The sequence below is a fragment of the Shewanella mytili genome, from assembly GCF_046765975.1.
In the GTDB taxonomy this organism is placed as follows: domain Bacteria; phylum Pseudomonadota; class Gammaproteobacteria; order Enterobacterales; family Shewanellaceae; genus Shewanella; species Shewanella mytili.
Window position 1 is genome coordinate 54,976 of the sequence record NZ_JBKOUD010000008.1, and the last position, 21,441, is coordinate 76,416.

23 protein-coding genes are annotated in these 21,441 nt (G+C 54.0%); 18 read left to right on the forward strand and 5 right to left on the reverse strand.

Annotation, left to right across the window (positions count from 1 at the left end; genetic code table 11):
• Nucleotides 1-38: 38 nt before the first annotated feature.
• The 5 genes from argS (at nt 39) to ACIDEJ_RS09395 (ending at nt 5,998) form a co-directional block, all read left to right on the forward strand.
• A complete protein-coding gene (argS, locus tag ACIDEJ_RS09375; RefSeq protein WP_411987808.1) occupies nt 39-1,784 on the forward strand; it encodes an arginine--tRNA ligase in 1,746 nt (581 codons plus the stop codon).
• A gap of 3 nt (nt 1,785-1,787) precedes the next feature.
• Nucleotides 1,788-2,354, forward strand: a complete 567-nt coding sequence (locus tag ACIDEJ_RS09380) for an SPOR domain-containing protein (RefSeq protein ID WP_411987809.1) — start codon at nt 1,788-1,790, stop codon at nt 2,352-2,354.
• Between the two features lie 174 nt (nt 2,355-2,528).
• Nucleotides 2,529-3,053, forward strand: a complete 525-nt coding sequence (gene hslV / locus ACIDEJ_RS09385; protein ID WP_411987810.1) for an ATP-dependent protease subunit HslV — start codon at nt 2,529-2,531, stop codon at nt 3,051-3,053.
• Nucleotides 3,054-3,074: 21 nt separating this feature from the next.
• Nucleotides 3,075-4,400 (forward strand): HslU--HslV peptidase ATPase subunit, encoded by a 1,326-nt coding sequence (hslU, locus tag ACIDEJ_RS09390; RefSeq protein WP_411987811.1) that lies wholly within the window; start codon nt 3,075-3,077, stop codon nt 4,398-4,400.
• A gap of 197 nt (nt 4,401-4,597) precedes the next feature.
• Nucleotides 4,598-5,998, forward strand: a complete 1,401-nt coding sequence (locus tag ACIDEJ_RS09395) for a metallophosphoesterase family protein (RefSeq protein WP_411987812.1) — start codon at nt 4,598-4,600, stop codon at nt 5,996-5,998.
• A gap of 37 nt (nt 5,999-6,035) precedes the next feature.
• On the opposite strand, the gene ACIDEJ_RS09400 is transcribed toward ACIDEJ_RS09395, so the two are convergent.
• Entirely contained in the window at nt 6,036-6,470 is a 435-nt protein-coding gene (locus ACIDEJ_RS09400) for a YhbP family protein (protein WP_411987813.1), read from the reverse strand.
• 158 nt (nt 6,471-6,628) lie between these two features.
• On the opposite strand from ACIDEJ_RS09400, the gene ACIDEJ_RS09405 reads away from it, so the two are divergent.
• Complete coding sequence (locus ACIDEJ_RS09405) at nt 6,629-7,255, forward strand: histidine phosphatase family protein (protein ID WP_411987814.1); 627 nt, start codon at nt 6,629-6,631, stop codon at nt 7,253-7,255.
• Nucleotides 7,256-7,386: 131 nt separating this feature from the next.
• Nucleotides 7,387-7,767: a gamma-butyrobetaine hydroxylase family protein gene (locus ACIDEJ_RS09410; protein WP_411987815.1), complete on the forward strand. Its 381-nt coding sequence runs from the start codon at nt 7,387-7,389 to the stop codon at nt 7,765-7,767.
• A gap of 10 nt (nt 7,768-7,777) precedes the next feature.
• On the opposite strand, the gene ACIDEJ_RS09415 is transcribed toward ACIDEJ_RS09410, so the two are convergent.
• Nucleotides 7,778-8,872: an MJ1255/VC2487 family glycosyltransferase gene (locus ACIDEJ_RS09415; protein ID WP_411987816.1), complete on the reverse strand. Its 1,095-nt coding sequence runs from the start codon at nt 8,870-8,872 to the stop codon at nt 7,778-7,780.
• A gap of 3 nt (nt 8,873-8,875) precedes the next feature.
• Nucleotides 8,876-9,397 carry a phosphatase PAP2 family protein gene (locus ACIDEJ_RS09420; protein ID WP_411987817.1) on the reverse strand — a complete coding sequence of 174 codons (522 nt, stop codon included), beginning with the start codon at nt 9,395-9,397 and terminating at the stop codon, nt 8,876-8,878.
• Between the two features lie 423 nt (nt 9,398-9,820).
• On the opposite strand from ACIDEJ_RS09420, the gene rraA reads away from it, so the two are divergent.
• The 11 genes from rraA (at nt 9,821) to ACIDEJ_RS09475 (ending at nt 19,034) form a co-directional block, all read left to right on the forward strand.
• Entirely contained in the window at nt 9,821-10,306 is a 486-nt protein-coding gene (gene rraA / locus ACIDEJ_RS09425; RefSeq protein WP_411987818.1) for a ribonuclease E activity regulator RraA, read from the forward strand.
• A gap of 239 nt (nt 10,307-10,545) precedes the next feature.
• Nucleotides 10,546-11,301: a bifunctional demethylmenaquinone methyltransferase/2-methoxy-6-polyprenyl-1,4-benzoquinol methylase UbiE gene (gene ubiE, locus ACIDEJ_RS09430; RefSeq protein ID WP_411987819.1), complete on the forward strand. Its 756-nt coding sequence runs from the start codon at nt 10,546-10,548 to the stop codon at nt 11,299-11,301.
• A gap of 1 nt (nt 11,302) precedes the next feature.
• A complete protein-coding gene (locus tag ACIDEJ_RS09435; RefSeq protein WP_411987820.1) occupies nt 11,303-11,935 on the forward strand; it encodes a ubiquinone biosynthesis accessory factor UbiJ in 633 nt (210 codons plus the stop codon).
• On the forward strand, nt 11,932-13,581 hold the full coding sequence (gene ubiB, locus ACIDEJ_RS09440) for a ubiquinone biosynthesis regulatory protein kinase UbiB (protein WP_411987821.1): 1,650 nt from the start codon (nt 11,932-11,934) through the stop codon (nt 13,579-13,581). The genes ACIDEJ_RS09435 and ubiB overlap by 4 nt, the downstream gene beginning before the upstream one ends.
• 61 nt (nt 13,582-13,642) lie before the next feature.
• Nucleotides 13,643-13,876, forward strand: coding sequence for a Sec-independent protein translocase subunit TatA (gene tatA / locus ACIDEJ_RS09445; RefSeq protein ID WP_411987822.1), 234 nt, complete (start codon nt 13,643-13,645; stop codon nt 13,874-13,876).
• Between the two features lie 6 nt (nt 13,877-13,882).
• A complete protein-coding gene (gene tatB, locus ACIDEJ_RS09450) occupies nt 13,883-14,299 on the forward strand; it encodes a Sec-independent protein translocase protein TatB (protein ID WP_411987823.1) in 417 nt (138 codons plus the stop codon).
• Between the two features lie 10 nt (nt 14,300-14,309).
• Nucleotides 14,310-15,083, forward strand: coding sequence for a twin-arginine translocase subunit TatC (tatC, locus tag ACIDEJ_RS09455; protein WP_411987824.1), 774 nt, complete (start codon nt 14,310-14,312; stop codon nt 15,081-15,083).
• A gap of 51 nt (nt 15,084-15,134) precedes the next feature.
• On the forward strand, nt 15,135-15,632 hold the full coding sequence (locus ACIDEJ_RS09460; RefSeq protein WP_411987825.1) for a hypothetical protein: 498 nt from the start codon (nt 15,135-15,137) through the stop codon (nt 15,630-15,632).
• The gene (locus ACIDEJ_RS09465; RefSeq protein ID WP_411987826.1) at nt 15,629-16,426 is read left to right on the forward strand and encodes a TatD family hydrolase; all 798 of its coding nucleotides are present in this window, start codon (nt 15,629-15,631) and stop codon (nt 16,424-16,426) included. The genes ACIDEJ_RS09460 and ACIDEJ_RS09465 overlap by 4 nt, the downstream gene beginning before the upstream one ends.
• Nucleotides 16,423-18,315: a sensor domain-containing diguanylate cyclase gene (locus ACIDEJ_RS09470; RefSeq protein WP_411987827.1), complete on the forward strand. Its 1,893-nt coding sequence runs from the start codon at nt 16,423-16,425 to the stop codon at nt 18,313-18,315. Before ACIDEJ_RS09465 ends, ACIDEJ_RS09470 begins: the two co-directional genes overlap by 4 nt.
• Before the next feature lie 185 nt (nt 18,316-18,500).
• Nucleotides 18,501-19,034, forward strand: a complete 534-nt coding sequence (locus tag ACIDEJ_RS09475; RefSeq protein ID WP_411987904.1) for a thioredoxin family protein — start codon at nt 18,501-18,503, stop codon at nt 19,032-19,034.
• A gap of 65 nt (nt 19,035-19,099) precedes the next feature.
• Here the strand turns inward: ACIDEJ_RS09475 and ACIDEJ_RS09480 are convergent, their stop codons facing one another.
• Complete coding sequence (locus ACIDEJ_RS09480; protein WP_411987905.1) at nt 19,100-19,978, reverse strand: Ppx/GppA phosphatase family protein; 879 nt, start codon at nt 19,976-19,978, stop codon at nt 19,100-19,102.
• Nucleotides 19,979-20,028: 50 nt separating this feature from the next.
• The gene (gene rhlB / locus ACIDEJ_RS09485) at nt 20,029-21,312 is read right to left on the reverse strand and encodes an ATP-dependent RNA helicase RhlB (protein WP_411987828.1); all 1,284 of its coding nucleotides are present in this window, start codon (nt 21,310-21,312) and stop codon (nt 20,029-20,031) included.
• Nucleotides 21,313-21,441 lie beyond the last annotated feature (129 nt).

The window sequence follows — 21,441 nt, forward strand, 5'->3', positions numbered from 1 at the left end:
ATTACCCTTAATTTTGAGCCAGTATCAACAGAACGCCCATGAAATCACATATCCAATCTTTGCTTGAACAGACCGTCGCTACGTTAAAACAGCAGGGTGTCATTCCTGCAGATGCCGCCCCCAGAATTCAAGTAGACCGAACCAAGGATAAAAGCCACGGCGATCTGGCAACCAACCTGGCCATGATGCTGACCAAAGCCGCCGGCAAACCGCCAAGAGTGCTGGCACAACTCATCATTGACCATCTGCCCGCATCCGAGCATGTGGCCAAAGTGGAAATTGCCGGCCCCGGCTTTATCAACTTCTTTATTGATGACAACGCCTTGGCCAAGCAACTGCAGCAGGCATTAAAGGACCCCACACTGGGAGTCACGCGCCCTGCGGCCCAAACCATCGTGGTGGATTACTCCTCCCCCAACCTGGCCAAAGAGATGCACGTGGGTCATCTGCGCTCCACCATCATTGGCGATGCGGTCGTCCGGGCACTGGAGTTTCTCGGCCATAAGGTCATTCGCCAGAACCACGTGGGCGACTGGGGCACCCAGTTCGGCATGCTGCTGGCCTATATGGAAGAGCTGCGAGCTGCCCAAGGTGATGAAAACAGCATTGAACTGTCTGATCTGGAAAGCTTTTACCGTGCGGCCAAAATCCGTTTTGACGAATCAGAAGACTTTGCCACCCGTGCCCGTCATCTGGTGGTGGAGTTACAATCCGGCGATGAATACTGCAACAAGCTCTGGCGCGAATTCAATGAGATTTCCCTGACCCATTGCCATAACGTTTACAAGCGCCTTGGGGTCAGCCTTACCCGTGCCGATGTGCGCGGTGAAAGCGCCTATAACGACGACTTGCCCCAAGTGGTGAACGATCTGGATGCCCAGGGGTTACTGTCTGAAAGCAACGGCGCCAAGGTGGTGTTTCAGCAGGAGTTCCACAACAAGGATGGCGAACCGCTGCCCGTGATCATCCAGAAAGCGGATGGCGGTTACCTCTATGCCACCACCGATCTGGCCGCCATGCGCTACCGCTCATCAGCGCTCAAGGCTGACCGGGTGCTGTACTTTGTTGACCTGCGTCAGGCCCTGCACTTCCAACAGGTCTTCAGCCTTGCCCGCAGCGCCGGTTTCGTGCGCCCTGAAATGTCGCTGGAGCACATGGGCTTTGGCACCATGAACGGCGAAGACGGACGGCCATTTAAAACCCGTACCGGCGGCGTGGTAAAACTGGTGGACTTGCTGGATGAAGCCCACGACCGGGCTCTGGAGCTGGTTCGCAGTAAAAATCCCGACATGGATGATGCCACACTGGAGCAGATTGCCGCGGTGGTGGGAGTTGCCTCTGTCAAATATGCCGACTTATCGAAAAACCGTGCCAGCGATTACATCTTCAGCTTTGATCAAATGCTGAGTTTTGAAGGCAATACCGCCCCTTACCTGCTGTATGCCTACACCCGGGTGGCGGGCATTTTCAAAAAAGCCGACGATATCGACCTGTCTGGTGCCAGCATGCAACTGGAACATGACAAGGAGAAAGCGCTGGGCAACAAACTGGCCCAGTTTGGTGAAGTGCTGGCCCGCATGGTGGATAAAGGCCAGCCGCATCTGCTATGCGGCTATCTGTATGAGCTGGCAGGAGCATTCTCCAGCTTTTATGAAGCCTGCCCGGTACTGGCCGCCGATAACGACAGCCAGCGCAACAGCCGCTTGTTACTGGCCAAATTGACCGCACGCACCCTGAAACAAGGGCTGGCATTGTTAGGCATTGAAACCCTGGAGCGAATGTAACCCATGCGCAGCGATTACGCCAACAGCAAGCCACGGCGCCAATCCCGTGGCAACCGTAAAAAGCCTCAGCCGCCCAAACGACCGCCGATGCTGCTGTTCCTGCTGGTATTGGTGCTAATCGCTGGCTTTGGCTACTTTTTGTGGGGCCTGAAAAATCAGGATGCGCAGCCGCTGCAGCAAACGCCGGCAACGGCGCAGCCAAGTATCCCCAAGGCAAAACCCAAAGATCCCAATGCCCTGCCCCCAAAACCCAGGGAGCAATGGACCTATCAGCAAGAACTGGAAAACAAGCAGGTAGAGGTGGATTTGCCTGCCAAGAGTAACAAGCCCAGCCGCCCCTATCAGATGCAATGCGGCTCTTTCCGCAAAGAGTCACAGGCCCAGGAGATGAAAGCGGTCATCGCCTTTCAGGGACTGGAAGCCCAGGTGCGCAAAGTGGAAGGCAGCAGCGGTGTCTGGTACAAGGTGGTTCTGGGGCCATACCAGAGCAAACGCAAGGCGGAAACCCACCGCCACGAGCTGCAACGGGCCGGCCTCAACGGCTGCATGATCTGGTTTTGGGAAGGCTAATCCCGCCATTCAGCCATAAACCGCAAACCCGTGTTTGCGGTTTTTTTATCCCACGATATCCCTGCTTCCCCGTAAAAACTGTCCGCCAGTTGCTTGATATTCCTCAAGGCGCCCCCATATTGGGAGATATTGCACCCTGACGCGCTTGTCGTCAGACAGCCAAGAGGATTTATTGTGACAACTATCGTATCAGTGCGCCGCAACAACCAGGTCGTCATGGCCGGTGATGGCCAGGTCTCCTTGGGCAATACCGTCATGAAAGGTAATGCCCGTAAAGTTCGTCGTCTCTATCACGACAAAGTGATTGCCGGGTTTGCCGGTGGCACTGCCGATGCGTTCACCTTATTTGAACGTTTTGAAACCAAACTGGAAATGCATCAGGGACACCTGATGAAAGCGGCCGTGGAACTTGCCAAAGACTGGCGCACCGACCGCATGCTGCGCAAGCTTGAAGCCCTGCTGGCGGTGGCCGATGCCGAGTGCACTTTGATCATCACCGGTAACGGCGATGTGCTGCAGCCGGAAAACGACCTGATTGGCGTAGGCTCCGGTGGCAACTATGCACAAGCCGCCGCCATTGCCATGCTGGAAAATACCGAACTCCCCGCACGCGACATCTGCGAAAAGGCTTTGACCATTGCCGGCAACATCTGCGTGTTTACCAACCAGTTCAAAACCATTGAAGAACTGAATTACTGAAATTGTGCGTGAGGAAGTACCATGTCCGAGATGACACCCCGCGAAATTGTCCATGAACTGGATGCCCATATCATTGGTCAGCAACAAGCCAAGCGCTCCGTTGCCGTTGCCTTGCGTAACCGCTGGCGCCGCATGCAACTTGATGCAGCCCTGCGCCAGGAAGTAACCCCGAAAAACATCCTGATGATTGGCCCCACCGGTGTGGGTAAAACCGAAATCGCCCGCCGCCTGGCCAAATTGGCCAACGCCCCGTTTATCAAGGTGGAAGCCACCAAATTCACCGAAGTGGGTTATGTGGGTAAGGAAGTGGATCAGATCATCCGCGATCTGACCGACGCTGCCGTGAAAATGACCCGCGAGCAGCAGATGCAAAAATGCCGCAGCCGCGCCGAAGAGGCCGCGGAAGAGCGGGTACTGGACGCCTTGTTGCCAAAACCCAAAAACGACTGGGACAGCGAAAAGGAAGACGGCGCACACACCCGGCAGATTTTCCGTAAAAAACTGCGGGAAGGCCAACTGGATGACAAAGAGATTGAAATCGATGTAGCCGGGCCGCAAATCGGCGTGGAAATCATGTCACCTCCCGGCATGGAAGAGATGACCAATCAGCTGCAGAGCCTGTTCCAGAACATGGGACAAGGGCAAAGCAAACGCCGCAAGCTGAAAATCAAGGACGCCATGAAACAGCTGACGGAAGAAGAAGCCGCCAAGCTGGTCAATCAGGAAGAGCTCAAAGACCTGGCCATCGAGCTGGTAGAGCAGCACGGCATCGTGTTCCTCGATGAAATCGACAAAATCTGCAAACGCGGCGAAAGCTCAGGCCCGGATGTGTCCCGTGAAGGGGTGCAACGCGACCTGCTGCCGTTGGTGGAAGGCTGCACCGTGAATACCAAACACGGCATGGTGCGCACCGACCACATCCTGTTCATTGCCTCCGGCGCATTCCAGATGTCCAAGCCATCCGATCTGATCCCCGAACTCCAGGGACGTTTGCCCATTCGGGTGGAGCTTGACGCGCTGACTGCCGATGATTTCAAGCGCATTCTCACTGAGCCCCATGCGTCACTGACAGAGCAATACACCGCACTGATGGCGACCGAAGGCGTGACCGTGCAGTTTGTGGAATCGGGCATTGAACGCATTGCAGAAGCGGCGTTTCAGGTGAATGAAAGCACCGAAAACATCGGTGCCCGCCGGCTCCATACCATCATGGAAAAACTGACCGAGGACATCTCCTTTGAAGCCTCGGACAAGGGCGGCGAAACCTATGTGATTGATGCCGATTACGTCAATAACCATCTTGATACCCTGGTGCATGACGAAGACCTCAGCCGCTTTATTCTGTAACCTGGGCTAACGCCCGAAAGACAGTCCTGAACGACGCTTGCAACCCCCTGCAAACGTCGTTTTTTTATGCACAACAACCCTCATTTTTATTGAGGTAAATCAATAAAGTAATGGGTTTCATCGGCGCATAACAAAACTGTCACCATCAGTTTTTACCTTGTGGGCAATTTCTTAACGGATGTCACAAGGACAACAGCATGACCGATAATACCCGCCGCTCGCTGCTAAAAACCAGCGCACTGCTCGGCACCTCCCTCACTCTTGGTTTGGGCCTAAGCGGCTGTAGTAATGACAATGACAAGGACTCGGACAATGCCAGTCCCAAAGTCCCGCAAAATTTGCGTTTTGCCGTATTGTCCGACCCCCACGTTTACGACCCAACCTTGGGCACCAGTGGCAGCGCCTTTGAAGCCTACCTGGCAGCGGATCGCAAAATGCTGCTGCAAGGCGTGGAAATCCTGCAAAGAATCGTGGCCAACCTGTTGGCGGTTGACGGACTGCAAGCGGTACTGATCCCGGGGGATCTCACCAAAGACGGCGAACTATTGTGCCACCAGAAAGCCATTTCCCTACTGCAGCCATTGCAAGCTGCTGGCATTCAGGTATTCGTGGTGCCCGGTAACCATGATGTCAACAACCCCCATGCGGTTGCCTTTGAAGGCGACAACACCGTTGCCACAGACAGCGTCACCCCAACAGAGTTTGCCGAGCTGTATGCCGATTTTGGCTATGGCAACGCAGTAGCCCGCCATGAAAGCTCCCTCAGCTACGTGGCCGAGCCTGTTGAAGGCGTGTGGTTACTGGCGCTGGATTCCTGTAAATATGACGACAACGCCAGCCTGGGATACCCGGAAACCTCCGGCGCCCTCAATGATGGCTTGCAGGGCTGGATTAAAACCCAGCTCGCCGCCGCCCAGGAACAGGGCAAAATCGTTATCGGCATGCAGCATCACGGCATGGTGCCCCACTTTGCCAGCCAGCCCATGTTCTTTGGTGAATACCTGATTGACGACTATGAAAACGTGGGACGCACCTTAAGTGAACACGGCCTGAAACTGATGTTTACCGGCCATTTCCATGCACAGGACATCATTGCCGCCGACTATAACGGCGATGGTAACGCCATGATGTATGACATTGAAACCGGCTCTTGTGTCACCACCCCCTGCCCATACCGCTTGGTGGACTTCACCGCAGCCACCGAAGCGCTGACCATCACCAGCTCAACCATCGACACCCTGAGCTCCATCAATGATTTTGCCAGCTACAAAGAAAACTTCATCAACGAAGGGATGTTCAACCTGTACCAGGCACGCCTGACGCAAATGGGCCTGAGCGGTGACACCTTGACCGCCATTGCCACCCTGGCCGCAGGCCTGCACGTGGCCCATTACAAAGGCGATGAAGCGCCGGATGCCACCACCCTGGCCACCCTGCAAGGCCTGATGGCCAGTACCGACAGCAACACTGCGCTACTGGGGCAGGCACTGTATGCGCTGGCGGTGGATTCAGGCTTGAGTGATAACGATAACGCACTGATGCCATGGAGCACCACCACCGCATTCAGAGACTGGCTGCTGGCCCGTCAGACCGCGTAAGGCTTATACCCGAGCAGGACGGCACAGGCTGTCCTGCTTAAGCCTCCGGCCGCTGCCAGTGATGCTTGCTGCCAAATCCCAGCAGGTTATCAGTCATTTTGACGGTTTGTAACTGCAGTTGCCAAAGGGGGGCGGACTTGAGTTTTGCCACCGGAAAGTGCGCGCAATAAAGCTGGCGTATCGCCGCTTGCCGCTCCGGCGTCACCCGGCTTGCCAGCGCCGTAAACTGTATGCCCTGAATTTTGGCAATAGTGCGGGGCTGACCGGCAATGGTGCCGGCCACCTGCGGTGTTTTTTCCATCGCCTGCGTGTGACGACTGCCATCGCCCGTCATCAAATAACAATGCATGCCTTCGGCATCAAAAACATAAAAACAGCTGGCACACCAAAGCCCGTTATCATCCCGGGTGCATAAACTCAGCACATGCTGACTGGACAGATATTCAATAATTGCGCTGACAGGCTCTGCCATCACGCCTCCGCTTGCACACGTAAAACCACATCATAAAGCACAAGTGGCCATTGCCCCAGCAAATCCCCCAAACAACACCGGGCAGCGCCCAGCGGCAAACAGAACGTCAGCAGAGAAATCCTTGACCTGTAAAGATGGGCGCCGCACTATGCAAATTCATGCAGCAACCGTACACCACCATGCCATCAGAACTTTACATCCTGCGTCACGGCCAAACCCGGTTTAACGCCGAGCGGCGCCTGCAGGGACAATGCAACTCGCCGCTTACCCCTCGCGGCGAACAACAAGCCCTGGCCATGGGGCATACCCTGCGCCAACAGATTGGCGATATCCAGCAATGGCAAATTGTCAGCAGTCCGTTAGGGCGGGCGCAGCAAACCGCCCAGCGGGTTTGTGACGGGCTGGGGCTCAGTCATCAATGCATCACCCTTGATGACAGGGTGCAGGAAGTGGGGCTGGGACAATGGGAGCAATGCCAGATAAGCGCCATTTTACAGGCCCACCCCCAGTTTCAGCAGCAAGCGGACTGGTATATGCAGGCCCCCGAGGGCGAAGGGTTTGACGCGGTTACCCGCCGCTTGCGCCATTGGCTGAGCGGGCTTTCTAATGACAGTAAACAGATAGTGATAAGCCATGGTCTGACCGGCATGATTTTACGGGCCCTGCTGCAACACCTTCCATATGAAGAGATTTGGCAACTGGAGCGGCCTCAGGATGCCCTGTTCCACTATCATGACGGGCAGCTGACCCGCATTGCGGTAACGCCACTACAAGTGCCGGCCTGACATCGCCAGCGGCGCCGTGCATTTCATCGCGGGTCCCCCCGGCTTGGCAGACTGTGATATTCCGGGGTTTCCTTTTCCGCCAAAGCGCGCCACCATATGCCCATTAACCTTAGTTTTATAAGCGAGCGTTCATGAGTCAACATACGGTTACAGCGTTAAAACTTAAACGCAAATCCCAATTGCTGGAAATCACCTTTGAAGATGGCAGCCAGCATCAACTCACCTGTGAATTCCTGCGGGTCAACTCCCCATCTGCCGAAGTGCAGGGACACGGCAACCCCACATTGGTCACCCACAAGAAAAACGTCAACATCAGCAGCATTGAGCCGGTGGGCAATTACGCGGTCAAACTGATTTTTGATGACGGCCACGATACGGGCCTTTATTCCTGGGACATCCTGTATAATTTCTGCATCCACCGCGAAGCGTTATGGGAGCAATACCTGGCACGGCTGCGGGCCGAAAAAGGCAGCCGCGAGCCGTTGATTGACATGAATATCCGCTATAGCTGACCACTGGCGCTCAGCGGGATGCGGCCTTGGGCAAAGGTTGGCTCAAGGCCCTGGAATCCCGGCTGGAAGACCAGCAATCCGGCAAGCGCACCTTTGACCATATCTCCTGACACAAGCCTTGAGTGTCTTGCCAATGTCCCTGCTGTAACCAGCTCACCAGCATGTCGCCCACATCCGGGTAATGAATGGGTTGGGGATTGCTGGCCCGCAACCAGCGCCGCAGCGTCTGGCGGTTAAGGCTATGCATACTCTCGGCCGCAGCCAGCAACTCCAGCGCTGCCACGTTGGATAGCTGTTCAAACTGCCCCATCAAGGGTTTGACCAACAGCTTTTTGCCCAAGGTCATGGCCTCACTGGCCAGCTCAAAGCCCGCATTGCCAATCACCCCGCCACAACGGGCCATGTCCCGCTTGAAGCCTTCCCGGTTAAAACCGTGCCAATGCACGTGAGGTGGTAACTGTGACGGCATCTTGCCAGCGTGGTAAACATGAAACCGGTGGCTGTCAAACGGCAGCAGCAAAGCGCAAATGTCCTCAGGGCTTTCAAAGGGCAAATACACCAGAATTTCATGACTTTCTTCGCTGGTCACTGAGGCCACTTCCACAAAAGGCGGCAGAATGGGAAAACCGAAATGGTGCCAATGGCAGCCAAGGGCCAAATCCACCGGTGCAAAATACTCCAGCAACCAGTCATTAAACCAGCTGTTGCCCACTTTGGGTACCGGCCAGCGCAATGCTGCCTGATGGCTGATGCCAATGCAGGTCACCCCCTGACGCCGGGCCGCCCAAGCCGATACCGGTTCAAAATCATTCAGGACCAAATCGTAACCGGAAAGATCCAGCGAACGGATATCCCGCCATAAACCCAACAGCGAATTATTGCGTACCGTTGCCGGCACATTCACCTTGCCCCGTGCCGTGGAAAACGACAGGCCGGCACACGTTTGATAGGCGCCGAACCCCTGCATGTCAAAATACTTGTCGGCGGCCCTGCCGCTAAACAGATAATCCACCTCAACGCCTTGTGCCGCCAGTGCTTTAGCCATGACCCGAGCCCGGCTCAGGTGACCGTTCCCGGTCCCCTGTATCCCATAGAGAATCCGCATTCATTAACCCTGCAATAATTGGCCAGCCCAATAGCCGGAAGAACACCCAAGCACCGCACCCGCTGCGATATCCAGCGGATAGTGCACTCCCAGCACTATGCGAGAGCCCCCCTCCATGGCGGCCCAGAAAAATGCCGGGATGCCCAGTTGCGGATAAACCTGCATCACCGCAAAGGCAAACACAAAAGCGCCTGCCGTGTGACCCGAGGGCAGACTGTAGCGATCGGAAGGCTCGAAATCATTCACCAGCCCGGCGGGCAGGCAATGACAGGGACGCGTGCGGCGAATGGTATTTTTCAGCAACAGGTAACAGGGCAGTTCCAACAGAAAGCTCGCCAGCAGCAGATTGAAAAAATACTGACCATCGCGGTGCAACAACAGCAGCGACACAGCCAAATACAGATAGGCCGGGCCATTGCCCGACGCTGACAGCTTTAATGCCATCGGCGTCAGCCGGTATTTTTTGCCCCAAAACAGCAACAGGCAAAATCCCCGACGGTCCAGTTCAGCAAGGTGTAACAGCATGGCGTCAGACTCCATCCAGTCATCTGCAGCAAAGACTAAGAAATCGCAATGACGCCGCCGTGACAGTTGGCCGAAGCTTTTGTGACAACCCCCGGGATATCGCCCTGGCACCCGTAGCAGCCAAGCGGCAGGTTTGCGGCTGGATCACACCACGAATGCGGGGTGTGACCTAGCGCGGCTATCAATGCATAAATCCCTTAAAAAACGGAGGAAAGGCGCTGGCAGTGGGCATATACTAGTGCAACAGCGTTTAGGCGCTTGCGGGGATGTCAGGGTGAAGGGGCATCACGGGGTTCATTGCGCTTGGCAAGCGCCGAACCCGGCGTTACCGACACTTTGCTTTTCACAGAACCCTTAATATACTGGCTTTTAGTGCGCAAACCCGTGCCTTCTCAGACCAAGCGGAAATACAGGAGTTTGATTATGGAATACAACACTTCCGAACTGTGTGACATGTACTTGGATGTTGTTGATGTTGTAGAGCCCATGTTCAGTAATTACGGTGGTTGCAGCTCCTTTGGCGGCGCCATCAGTACCGTGAAATGCTATGAGGATAACGGTCTTGTCCTGGATGTGCTGCAGGAAGATGGCGAGGGCAAGGTATTGCTCATTGATGGCGGCGGTTCCCTACGCCGGGCCCTGCTGGATGCCGAAGTGGCAGAACTGGCGGTCAACAACAACTGGGAAGGCATTATCGTGTACGGCAGCGTACGGGATGTGGATGCCCTGGAAGACTTGGACATTGGCATTCAGGCCATTGCCTCCATTCCGGTGGGCGCTGACGGCAATGGCGTAGGTGAAGTGGATGTGCCGGTCAACTTCGGTGGCGTTACCTTCCTCCCGGGAGATCACGTTTATGCCGACAACACCGGTGTTATCCTGTCACCGGAACCGCTGGATATTGACTGAGGCACCCCGGTGACCCTGCGTCAGAAAAGTCGGCACTGCCGGCTTTTTTGTCATTATGCCTGCATGAATATCCTGTGTAACAGGCTAGGTTATTGCCCCGGTTTATGGTCTAATGCTCAACCTGATTATGACAGGTTTTTCCTGCGGTGATCACAGCTTGACAGTGTCAGGATTCAGCCCAAACTGCTGAAGGCATACACTGCCAGCCATCATTAGCTAGTCAAAGGAATACACGATAGATGTCTGAAGATTCTTCCCACAGCACACATTTTGGCTTCAAAACCGTTGATGCTGACAAAAAAGCCGAGATGGTCGCCGGCGTATTTCACTCTGTAGCCACCCGCTACGACATTATGAACGATGTACTGTCCTTTGGTATTCACCGGATCTGGAAGCGTTTCACCATAGAATCCGCAGGCGCGCGTCCTGGCATGAAAGTCCTGGACTTGGCCGGCGGTACCGGCGATCTCACTGCCAAATTTTCACACCTTGTGGGTGACAGCGGCGAAGTGATCCTGGCCGACATCAACGACTCCATGCTCAAAGTGGGCCGCAGCAAACTGCGCGACAAAGGCGTTGTGGGCAATGTGAGCTACGTGCAGGCCAATGCGGAAGCGCTGCCATTCCCCGACAACACCTTTGACATCATCACCATCGCGTTCGGTTTGCGTAACGTCACCGACAAAGACGCTGCACTGCGCTCCATGCAGCGGGTGCTCAAGCCCGGAGGCAAACTGCTGGTACTGGAATTTTCCAAGCCCCAGCACGCCATCATGAACAAAGCCTATGACCTCTACAGTTTCAAAGTGCTGCCCATGATTGGCAAAATGATTGCCCACGATGCCGACAGCTACGAGTATCTGGCAGAGTCCATCCGCATGCACCCCGATCAGGAAACCCTGAAAGGCATGATGGAAAACGCCGGACTGGAGCAGGTGGACTACATCAACATGACCGACGGCATTGTGGCCTTGCACCGGGGTTATAAATTCTGAGATGGCACAACTGAGCTTTGACAACCAGTGTCGCCTGCTCTGCTGCGGCACGCTGGAAACCGCCCTCGCTAAGCTGGTCGATGCGGCAGGCACTGATGCCCTGCTGCTAAAGCCATTGCACGGTAAGGTTTTTTGTTTTCAGCTGCAGCAGCTTTCCTGGCCGTTATACCTGGTCTTCGCCAACGAAATCCAGGTGCTCAGCGACTACCAGGGCACGGCGGATGTCAAAGTGATTGGTGATGCAACAGAGCTGTATCGACTGCGGGAAGGCGAAAGCCTGACCGAACTTATCAAGCAGGATAAGCTGCGAATTGAAGGCGACCTGACGCTATTACAGCAATTCAGCGGTTTTTTGCAGCATGTCAGACCGGATTTGGCTGAACCCCTGTCTCGCTGGATTGGTGATGCCCCCGCCTATTGGCTCAGCAGCACCGTGCTGCGCACCGGCAACGCCCTGCAACAGGTTTTTCGCAAAACCTGCTCACATCTTGGGCAGCTGGCCACGGAAGAGTACCAGATAGCGCCACATAAGCTTGAATTTATTCGCCATTGCGACAAAATTGAGGCGCTTAGCGCAGCTGTAGATACGCTGGATCAGCGCATTGCGAGATTAAAGGATAAAATCAGCCCATGAGTTTCACCAGTATCAAGCGAGCCTATCAGGTCATCAGTATCGCCCTTCATTATGGTCTGGATGAACTGTTACCCCCCAAACTCACTCCTTGGTACTTCCGTCTGTGGCGACTGAGCCTGTTCTGGCTACGTAACAAACACAAACGCAAACCCGGTGGCGAACGCCTGAAACTGGCATTGCAAGAACTGGGGCCGGTATACATCAAATTCGGCCAGATGCTGTCCACCCGTCGCGATCTGCTCAGCGATGAATGGGCTTATGAATTGGCCATGCTGCAGGACAGGGTGCCCCCCTTTGACTCCAAGCTGGCCCGTGCCGCCATTGAGGCCGAGCTCAAAGCCCCCATCGAAACCCTGTTTGACGACTTTGATGAAAAACCGCTGGCGTCAGCCTCCATTTCCCAAGTGCACACCGCCACCCTCAAATCCAACGGCAAGGCCGTGGTGCTCAAAGTGCTGCGTCCCAATGTGGAACAGCAGATTGTGGCTGACCTGCAGTTGATGAGCCAGTGCGCCGCCTTGCTGGAAAGCCTGCTGGGTGCCAACAACCGCCTGCGCCCAGCAGAAGTGGTTGAGGATTACCGCACCACCATCATGGGCGAGCTGAACCTGAAACTGGAAGCCCTGAACACCATTCGCTTGCGTAATAACTTCATTGATTCCAACGCCCTTTATGTGCCTTATGTGTATGAAGAACTGAGCCATCCCCGGCTACTGGTGCTGGAGCGCATCTACGGCATCCCGGTGTCCGACATCGAAGCGCTACGGGCTCAGGGTACCAACCTCAAATTGCTGGCAGAAAAGGGCGTGCAGCTGTTTTTCACCCAGGTGTTTCGCGACAATTTTTTCCACGCCGACATGCATCCCGGCAACATTTTCATCTCTCGCGAGCATCCGCAGGATCCGTTTTACATCGGCCTTGACTGCGGCATCATGGGCACACTGAACGACACCGACAAACGTTATCTTGCTGAAAACTTCCTGGCGTTTTTCAACCGGGATTACCGGCGCATTGCCCAGTTGTATGTGGAATCCGGCTGGGTCTCTTCCGACACGGATTTATTGGCCTTTGAGCAGGCGGTAAAAGTGGTTTGTGAGCCGATGTTCAACAAACCCCTGGATGAGATATCCTTCGGCCACGTGCTGCTGGAATTATTCCGCACCGCCAGGCAATTTGACATCGTGGTGCAGCCACAACTGGTACTGCTGGAAAAAACCCTGCTGTACATTGAAGGGCTGGGGCGCCAACTGTATCCGCAACTGGATTTATGGCAAACTGCCAAGCCGTTTCTGGAAAACTGGATGGCACAACAGGTAGGCCCCAAGGCCATGCTGCAAAAAGCCAAAACCCAGTTGCCTTATTGGTCTGACAAGCTGCCGGAAATCCCGGAGCTGATTTACGACAACCTGAAATTAGGTCGGAATCTGCTCGGTTCACAGCAGCAAATGTTGGATAAGTATTTGAGACATCAACAGAAGTCACATAAAAGCAATTATCTGCTGATCACTTCTGCGATTTTGTTGATCTGCGGCACTATATTATTCAGCCGTGACGTTACACTTTGGCTTTCCCACGGCTGCCTGACTGCCGGGGTGGTTTTCTGGCTTATTGGATGGCGATCCAGGCCAAAGATCCGAAAATTTTAATTCGTATTTGCTAATCAAAAGTTCATAATAGAACCGAACAAAGAGTTAAGAGGAATCCTTCATGGGTGGTATCAGTATTTGGCAACTTCTCATCATCGCATTAATCGTTGTACTGCTGTTCGGTACCAAGAAACTACGCTCTTTGGGCAGTGACTTGGGCGGAGCGGTCAAAGGCTTCAAAAATGCCATGACCCCCGAAGAAGAAGCCAAGTCTATCGAAAGCAACACTGCAAAAAGCGAATCAGCCGAGGCAACTGAGAAGAAGCCTGAATCCAAGGACAAAGAACAGGCGTAATCTCTCATGTTCGATGGTATCGGTTTTTCCGAACTGCTATTGATCGGTCTATTGGGGCTGGTGGTACTCGGCCCCGAACGCCTGCCTATTGCAGTTCGCACTATCTCCAACTTTATCCGGACCATGAAACGCATGGCCAATTCGGTAAAGGATGAGCTTGAGCAAGAACTCAAGTTAGAGCAGCTGCACGCCGATTTGAAAAAGGCGGAAAGCAAAGGGCTGGGGAACCTTTCTCCGGAACTGCAGGAGTCCATCAACCAACTTAAGGAAGCAGCTCAGTCTGTCAATCGTCCTTATCAACTAGACAGTGACGAGCCTGCCAAAGCCAAGGCCGCAGAAAGCGAACCAACAGCAGCGCCAGAAACGCCTGCTGCGCCGGTTGCTGCCGAGTCTGCATCTGCATCCGACACTGATAAGAAATAGCGGGTAAATAATGTCGCAACAGCAGCCGTTAATCAGTCACTTGCTGGAACTGCGCAATCGATTGCTCAGAGCCACGGCCAGCGTTTTAATTGTCTTCCTGAGCCTTGTTTACTGGGCAAAAGATATCTATCACTACATGTCCATCCCGTTATTGCAGGCACTGCCCTCCGGCGGCACCATGATTGCAACGGATGTGGCGGCACCTTTTTTTGCCCCGTTCAAATTAACCCTGGTACTGGCATTTTTCATTGCCATTCCCTATGTGCTGTACCAAGTGTGGGCGTTTGTGGCCCCCGGATTGTACAAGCATGAAAAACGCCTGATTGCCCCATTGCTGTTCAGCAGCACCATTCTGTTTTATTTGGGCATCACTTTTGCGTATTACGTGGTATTTCCGTTGGTTTTCGGTTTTTTTGCCAATGCAGGCCCGGAAGGGGTGCAGGTGGCTACCGATATCAACAGTTACCTCAATTTTGTACTGAAACTGTTTTTTGCCTTCGGCCTGGCCTTTGAAATTCCCATCGCCGTGGTATTGCTGTGTTGGGCCGGTGTTACCACACCGGATGATTTGAAGGCGCAGCGTCCTTATATTATTGTAGGGGCGTTTATTGTGGGTATGCTGCTCACACCACCGGATGTCATTTCCCAGACCATGCTGGCCATCCCGATGCTGTTGCTGTTTGAAGGGGGATTGTTTGCCGCGCGCTTTTACGGCAAACGGGCTGATAACGACGACGATGCCGAGGACAACGAAGACGCTGATACCAGCGAGGAGAACCCTTAGTAAGTCTTTGCAGCATGATCTGCCATCTTAATTCGTATAAGGATAAATGGGATGCGTTATTTTTTGATTGCTGCCTTTACTTCGCTATTGAGTTACCACGCCTATGGTTCGGTGGAATCACAATTAGCCCACTGTGCTGCCATTTCTGACGATGCAGCAAGGCTTGCGTGTTACGACACACTGGCCGGCGGTGGGCTTGCTGCCACACCCGTAGCAACGCCAGCGCCTGCCGTACCCGCCATGCCGTCACAAGCCATGCAGCCGCAAGCGGCGCCCCAACCTTCTCCCACCGATAAATTTGGCATCAAGCAACAGGTGGTTGAACCTGAGCTTGATACGATAAAAGCCCAAGTGACCCATGTAGGGAAAACCGCCCGGGGTTCATTGATTGTCACCCTGGACAATGGCCAGACGTGGCAGCAAATAGGCGCCGAGTCCTATCGGTTGAAAGCCAAGCAATCGGTTGTTATCAAACGCGCCGCTTTTGACTCGTTCCTGTTGTCCGTAGACGGGATGAACCGCACTATTCGGGTGAAACGCCAGCAGTGAATCGCTATATGGACATTGCTGTCAACGCCGTTGGCAGCAAGTTGGAAGCAGAAATCTCCCGGGTGATTGATGACGCGGCGGCGGTGGGTGTCACGCCGTTATTGTTGATTGGCAGCCATCTGCCGGAAAGCGCCCGCTGCCTGCAACTCGCGGCCCAATATCCCCAGCAGCTTTATGCTACCGCCGGAGTGCATCCCCACCATGCTGACAGCTGGCAAGCGGATAGCTGTCAGCAGCTGCAACAACTGTGTCGCCATCCGTCTTGCGTGGCAATGGGTGAATGCGGCCTGGATTTTGATCGCAATTATTCCAGCCGTGATAACCAGTTGGCGGCATTTGAGGCCCAGTTGGCGTTAGCTGCCGAATTGCATCTGCCGGTATTAATGCATCAACGCGAAGCCCATGAGGACTTTTTGGCCATTCTGCGCCGTTATCGTGCCGCCCTGCCGGCAGCACTGCTGCATTGCTTCACCGGCAATCAACAGCAGCTGGATGATTACCAGGCACTGGATCTGTATCTGGGCATTACCGGTTGGGTCTGTGATGAACGCCGGGGGCAAACACTGGCAGACGTCGTACCACAAATCGCCGCCAACCGATTAGTATTGGAAACAGACAGCCCTTACCTATTGCCCCGTAGCATGCGCCCTAAACCCAAATCCGGACGTAATGAGCCCCAATACCTGCCCCATATTGCACAATACGTGGCTACATTGCGCCAGGAGCCGCTGTCACAACTGGCTGACCAGTGTTATCAAAATAGTCTGCGCTTGTTTGGACTGGCACCGTTATGAAGCATTGGCTCGTGCTCATCATGCTGCTGGCCATCACCTGTGCGGCGCACACTGCCGCGCATGATGCACCGCCATTGATGGTAGACCCGGCTGACACCGCATCCATCGATTTAAAACCCTATACACTGGTGACCCAGCAAGCGCCATCCTCCACCCTGCATAAGGTCATGGCACTGCCCCGCAGTGCCTGGCAGCCCGCCAGCACCCAGCGGCTCTTGTCCATCGGCAGTGAAGATGACTGGTACCATGTCCGCTTGCAACAGCGGTCCCATACCCCCTACCGCTGGTTACTGGAGTTTGACAATCCGGATATCGACAAGCTGACGCTGTACCATTTCGTGGACAAGCAACTGCAACAAACCATTCAAATGGGGGATGCCCAGCCCTTTAACCAACGTCCCATATTGCTCAATAACTTTCTGTATCCTTTGGTGATGCAAAACGGGCAGTTACACGATTTATGGATAAAGGTGGAAACCCAGGGCACCAGTTACCTGCCCATCAAGCTGTGGCAACCCGATGAAATACTGCAGCATGTCAGCAACGACAACATCCTGCTGGGGATCCAGCTGGGGATCCTCTCGGCCATTGGTATTTTCTCGCTGTTTATGGCCATTACCACCGGCGCTTTCAGCTATGGCTACTACGCCGGTTACGTACTGACCATGACCCTGCTGGTCGCCAGTGTTAATGGCCCGGCATTCAACCACTTGTGGCCCAACTATCCACAACTGCAAAACTATATCGTGGCGCCGTTAATCCCCCTGGTGCTGACCTTCAATATCCTGTTTACCGAAAAAGCCCTTCAGCTGAAATACTTTAGCTTGCAGCTGTTGAGGCTGGCCCGTTTCCTGACCGCCATCAGTGCCGTATTGGTGTTGATAACCCTAGTGCTGCCCTATCGCATTTCACTGTACTGCGATTTGGCTGCAGTGGTGATTATCTCCGTATTGCTGCTGCTGATGGGTCTGTGGCAGGCACTGAAAGGCAACCGCCTGGCCAGACTTTATATCCTGTCGTCACTGGGACGCACCACGGGTGTATTACTCAGTGCCTCCATGTATTTGGGCTGGCTGTCACTGCCATTTAATCCCCTCACGCCAGTGATGATTGGCCTCACCATCGAAATCATCTTCATGGCCGCGGTGTTGGCCGTACGCTACAACGAAGAGCGCAAAGCCAAAATGCGCATTCAGCATGAAGCACTGCTACAAGCCCAGCGCATTCGGGAAGCCAAGGAGGAGGCGCTGCGGCTGGAAGCCAAAAGTAATGAACGGCTTGAGCGCATGGTGCAAGAGCGGACGTTGGAGCTGGAATTTGCCATGCGGGAGCTCAATGAGGCCAATCTCAAGCTTACCGAAAAATCCCAGATAGATGCCCTTACCGGCACCCATAACCGGGCGGCCTTTGATAAAAAACTGCGGGCAGAAGGCCGTATCAGCCGGCGCCAGCAAACGCCATTGAGCATGCTGATGCTGGACATTGATAAATTCAAAAGCATCAATGATACCTACGGGCATCTGGCGGGGGATCACACCCTTAAAACCATTGCCAAAACCCTCAGTGCCCACCTGAAACGGCCAGGGGATCTGGTATCCCGCTTTGGGGGTGAGGAGTTTGCCATGATCCTGCCCAATACCAATATTGCCGGAGCCACCCAACTGGCGGAACAACTGCGTCAGTCCATTGCCACGCTCACTGTCTGTTGGGGGAATGATGTGATTGATCTTACGGTCAGCATTGGTGTCAGCGCCGAGATTATCCAAACCGACAATGGCACCACAGAACTGCTGAGCCAGGCGGATCAAGCCCTGTACCAAGCCAAAAACCAAGGACGGAACCAAGTATGCTGCTATCCGTCAGCCACGCCACCCCAGCCAACAGCTTAAGTTTTGACACATTGTTTTACATATAAAATCAAAAAGATATTTTTCTTTTCTCACCACATGAACTGCCGGGTTGGCTAAAGGCTAATTTAGTGATCACGCTAACATTCATGTTATTTACTTCTTTTTTTAAGATGGAAACTGATGTTTTAATCATCAGCTTGGTGAGGATGCGTGAAGGAAGTACAATGCAACATAACATGAATAAATTACTGGTCGCGGCAGCCCTGATCTTCAGTAGTCAAACGCTGGCCAGTGACGGTTGTAATTTTAAAGAAAACGAAGGCGGCTTTATGGCAACCTGTAAACAGGAACAACAAGAAGAGATTCTGACCGGCATAATTGAGGGTAAGCAGCTTGTTGCTGAAGCTCCATTTGCCGAGGGATACGCCAGTTATCAAGTAGATACGGCAGCCATTGCTCCCTTGAAAAAAATTACCAAAGCCACTGAAATTGTAGTGATTATCGGCACATGGTGCCCGGATTGCCACCGGGAAACCCCGCGCTTTATCAAAATAATGGAAGCGGTTAACAACCCCAACATCACGGTAAAATTTATCGGGGTAGACCGTAAAAAACAGGATCCTGCAGGACTGGCGGCCCATTACCAGTTCCAGCGTATTCCCACCTTTATGGTCATTCAGGATGGACAGGAAATCGGCCGCATTGTTGAGCGTCCGACCATTTCCCTGGAAAAAGACCTGGCCAACATTCTCGGTTAAGCCGCGTGTGCCAAATGGCAAAAAGACCGCAAATGCGGTCTTTTTTGATAAATGGGAACATGAGCCTAAGGGCGGTCTTGCATCGCCACTCGCTGCGCCAGCATCAGTAACACGCCTTCTCGCAACGCCCCACCGGAGAGCGACAACTGCTGGATATGCAGCAGCTCAAACAGCGCCAGCAAAATGGCCACGCCCGCGGCGAACGTGGGAGCCCGCTCCCGGGACAAGCCCCGAATCCCCGGCAATGCCAGTGACGTTTCCGCCAGAATTTCCAACTTGAGTTGCCCCAGCACCTCAAGCGTGATGATTTCCGAGCTGCCACGATGCTGCAACACTTCAACCACGGACTGCACCGCACCGGAAGCCCCCACAACCCCGTGCCAACCCAAATCCAGCAAGGTTTGTTGATGGGTTGCCAGTGCCTCACTGACGCTAGCGCGCACATCATCAAAATCCAGCTGTTGCAGCGGCGCCGATGTAAAAAAGGCCTGGTTGTAAGTGACACTGCCAAAGGGCAAGCTGGTTTTGAACAGCAGGGTTTCACCATCACCCACAATGAATTCCGTACTGGCACCGCCAATATCAATCACCAAGCGCCGTCCGGCCCCCTGGGTGGTTGCCACCATGCCCTGGTAAATCAATTCGGCTTCCCGCATCCCGCAAATCACCTCGATGGGATGCCCCAGTACCGGTAACGCCCGCTGCTGGAATTCATCGGCGTTATTGATGCTGCGTAGCGCTGCGGTGGCAACAACCGCCACATTCGTGGCCGGTACGCCATGCTGCTGCAACATCCTGGCAAACATGGCCAGGCAATCCAGCCCCCGCTGCATGGCTTCCGGCTGCAAAACCCCTTCCGGCGTTATCCCTTCAGCCAGGCGCACTTTACGTTTGTATTTGGCAATAACGGCAGGTCTGGTGCCCAGCGTGTGGGCCACCAGCATGTTGAAACTATTGGAGCCAAGCGTAATCGCGGCGTAAAGACTCAACGATATCAGTTCCTGCGATTGCGATCGGGGCGCCGTCCCGTTGAGCGGCTACCTTGGGTGCGTTCCCGTTTGTTGCGCGGCGCGCGGCGATGCAGTTTGACCGGTGCCGGAATGTCATCCAGCAGGGCATCCTGATCATAAGACGTCACCGGAATGGGATGTCCGATGTAATCTTCAATCGCGGGCAGATTCAAGGCGTATTCTTCACAGGCAAAGCTGACAGAATTGCCTTTTTCCCCGGCGCGACCGGTACGGCCGATGCGGTGTACATAATCTTCGCAATCATCTGGCAGATCAAAGTTATAGACATGGGACACATGGGGAATATGCAGGCCACGGGCAGCAACGTCGGTCGCCACCAGAATGTCCAGCTCACCCTTGGTGAACTGTTCCAGAATCTTCAGCCGTTTTTTCTGGGGCACGTCACCGGTCAGCAATCCCGCCCGGTGGCCATCACCTTCCAGCCAACCCCAGAGGTTTTCGCACTGGTGTTTGGTGTTGGCAAACACGATGGCTTTTTCTGGCCAGTCTTCTTCAATGAGGGTCAGCAAAAGTGGCACTTTATCCGCCATGGACGGGTAAAGGAGTTCCTCTTTAATGTTTTTCGAGGTTTTCTCTTCCGGGGCGATTTCCACTTTCACCGGATCATTCATGTGATCGTATGCCAGTTCCTGCACCTTCATCGACAAGGTGGCGGAAAACAGCATGTTCAACCGCTGATCGGCTGCGGGCATGCGGCGGAACAGAAAACGGATGTCCTTGATAAAGCCCAGATCAAACATGCGATCCGCCTCATCAAGCACTACCGCCTGAATGCCCCCCAGATTAATCACGCCCTGACGCACATAGTCAATGATGCGGCCAGTGGTGCCAATCAGAATGTCCACACCGGCATCCAGCACTTTACGCTGGACATCATAGCCTTCACCGCCATAAACAATGCCTTGTTTTAATCCGGTATGCTTAGACAGCAATTGACCGTCTTTGGCAATCTGGATAGCCAGTTCTCTGGTAGGCGCCATGATAATGGCCCGGGGTTGATTCAGCTGACGATTTTCCGGGGCGGGATGGGATAACAGGTAATCATAAGTGGCAACAAGAAAGGCCAGGGTTTTACCCGTGCCGGTTTGTGCCTGGCCAGCAATGTCTTTGCTTTCCAGCAGCACCGGCAGTGATAGTGCCTGAATTGGCGTACAGAATTCAAAGCCGTTTTCCGCCAGTGCCTGAATCACTTCAGAATGCAGTGGCAGATCAGCAAATTTTTGTTGAGATAAATGTGTTTCGCTCATAGCGGCAGCATACCAGTTTTGGGTTGCAATAAGATACTCGATAGTTTGAAATAGCAACAAGAAAAAACGATAACTTGATTTACCGTTCCCCAGCCCCAATATACAGGTAATGCCATTTACAGACCAGTA

Bases quoted from the DNA above. Each gene is read 5' to 3' on its own strand.
- argS (WP_411987808.1), top strand. From the start codon at position 39: ATGAAATCACATATCCAATCTTTGCTTGAACAGACCGTCGCTACGTTA.
- tatC (WP_411987824.1), top strand. From the start codon at position 14,310: ATGTCGCAACAGCAGCCGTTAATCAGTCACTTGCTGGAACTGCGCAAT.
- ACIDEJ_RS09400 (WP_411987813.1), bottom strand. From the start codon at position 6,470: ATGGCAGAGCCTGTCAGCGCAATTATTGAATATCTGTCCAGTCAGCAT.
- ACIDEJ_RS09415 (WP_411987816.1), bottom strand. From the start codon at position 8,872: ATGCGGATTCTCTATGGGATACAGGGGACCGGGAACGGTCACCTGAGC.
- ACIDEJ_RS09395 (WP_411987812.1), top strand. From the start codon at position 4,598: ATGACCGATAATACCCGCCGCTCGCTGCTAAAAACCAGCGCACTGCTC.
- ACIDEJ_RS09470 (WP_411987827.1), top strand. From the start codon at position 16,423: ATGAAGCATTGGCTCGTGCTCATCATGCTGCTGGCCATCACCTGTGCG.
- tatB (WP_411987823.1), top strand. From the start codon at position 13,883: ATGTTCGATGGTATCGGTTTTTCCGAACTGCTATTGATCGGTCTATTG.
- ACIDEJ_RS09380 (WP_411987809.1), top strand. From the start codon at position 1,788: ATGCGCAGCGATTACGCCAACAGCAAGCCACGGCGCCAATCCCGTGGC.
- ACIDEJ_RS09475 (WP_411987904.1), top strand. From the start codon at position 18,501: ATGCAACATAACATGAATAAATTACTGGTCGCGGCAGCCCTGATCTTC.
- ACIDEJ_RS09460 (WP_411987825.1), top strand. From the start codon at position 15,135: ATGCGTTATTTTTTGATTGCTGCCTTTACTTCGCTATTGAGTTACCAC.
- rraA (WP_411987818.1), top strand. From the start codon at position 9,821: ATGGAATACAACACTTCCGAACTGTGTGACATGTACTTGGATGTTGTT.
- tatA (WP_411987822.1), top strand. From the start codon at position 13,643: ATGGGTGGTATCAGTATTTGGCAACTTCTCATCATCGCATTAATCGTT.
- ACIDEJ_RS09405 (WP_411987814.1), top strand. From the start codon at position 6,629: ATGCAGCAACCGTACACCACCATGCCATCAGAACTTTACATCCTGCGT.
- ACIDEJ_RS09420 (WP_411987817.1), bottom strand. From the start codon at position 9,397: ATGCTGTTACACCTTGCTGAACTGGACCGTCGGGGATTTTGCCTGTTG.
- rhlB (WP_411987828.1), bottom strand. From the start codon at position 21,312: ATGAGCGAAACACATTTATCTCAACAAAAATTTGCTGATCTGCCACTG.
- ACIDEJ_RS09410 (WP_411987815.1), top strand. From the start codon at position 7,387: ATGAGTCAACATACGGTTACAGCGTTAAAACTTAAACGCAAATCCCAA.
- ACIDEJ_RS09480 (WP_411987905.1), bottom strand. From the start codon at position 19,978: ATGCTGGTGGCCCACACGCTGGGCACCAGACCTGCCGTTATTGCCAAA.
- hslU (WP_411987811.1), top strand. From the start codon at position 3,075: ATGTCCGAGATGACACCCCGCGAAATTGTCCATGAACTGGATGCCCAT.
- ACIDEJ_RS09435 (WP_411987820.1), top strand. From the start codon at position 11,303: ATGGCACAACTGAGCTTTGACAACCAGTGTCGCCTGCTCTGCTGCGGC.
- ubiE (WP_411987819.1), top strand. From the start codon at position 10,546: ATGTCTGAAGATTCTTCCCACAGCACACATTTTGGCTTCAAAACCGTT.
- ubiB (WP_411987821.1), top strand. From the start codon at position 11,932: ATGAGTTTCACCAGTATCAAGCGAGCCTATCAGGTCATCAGTATCGCC.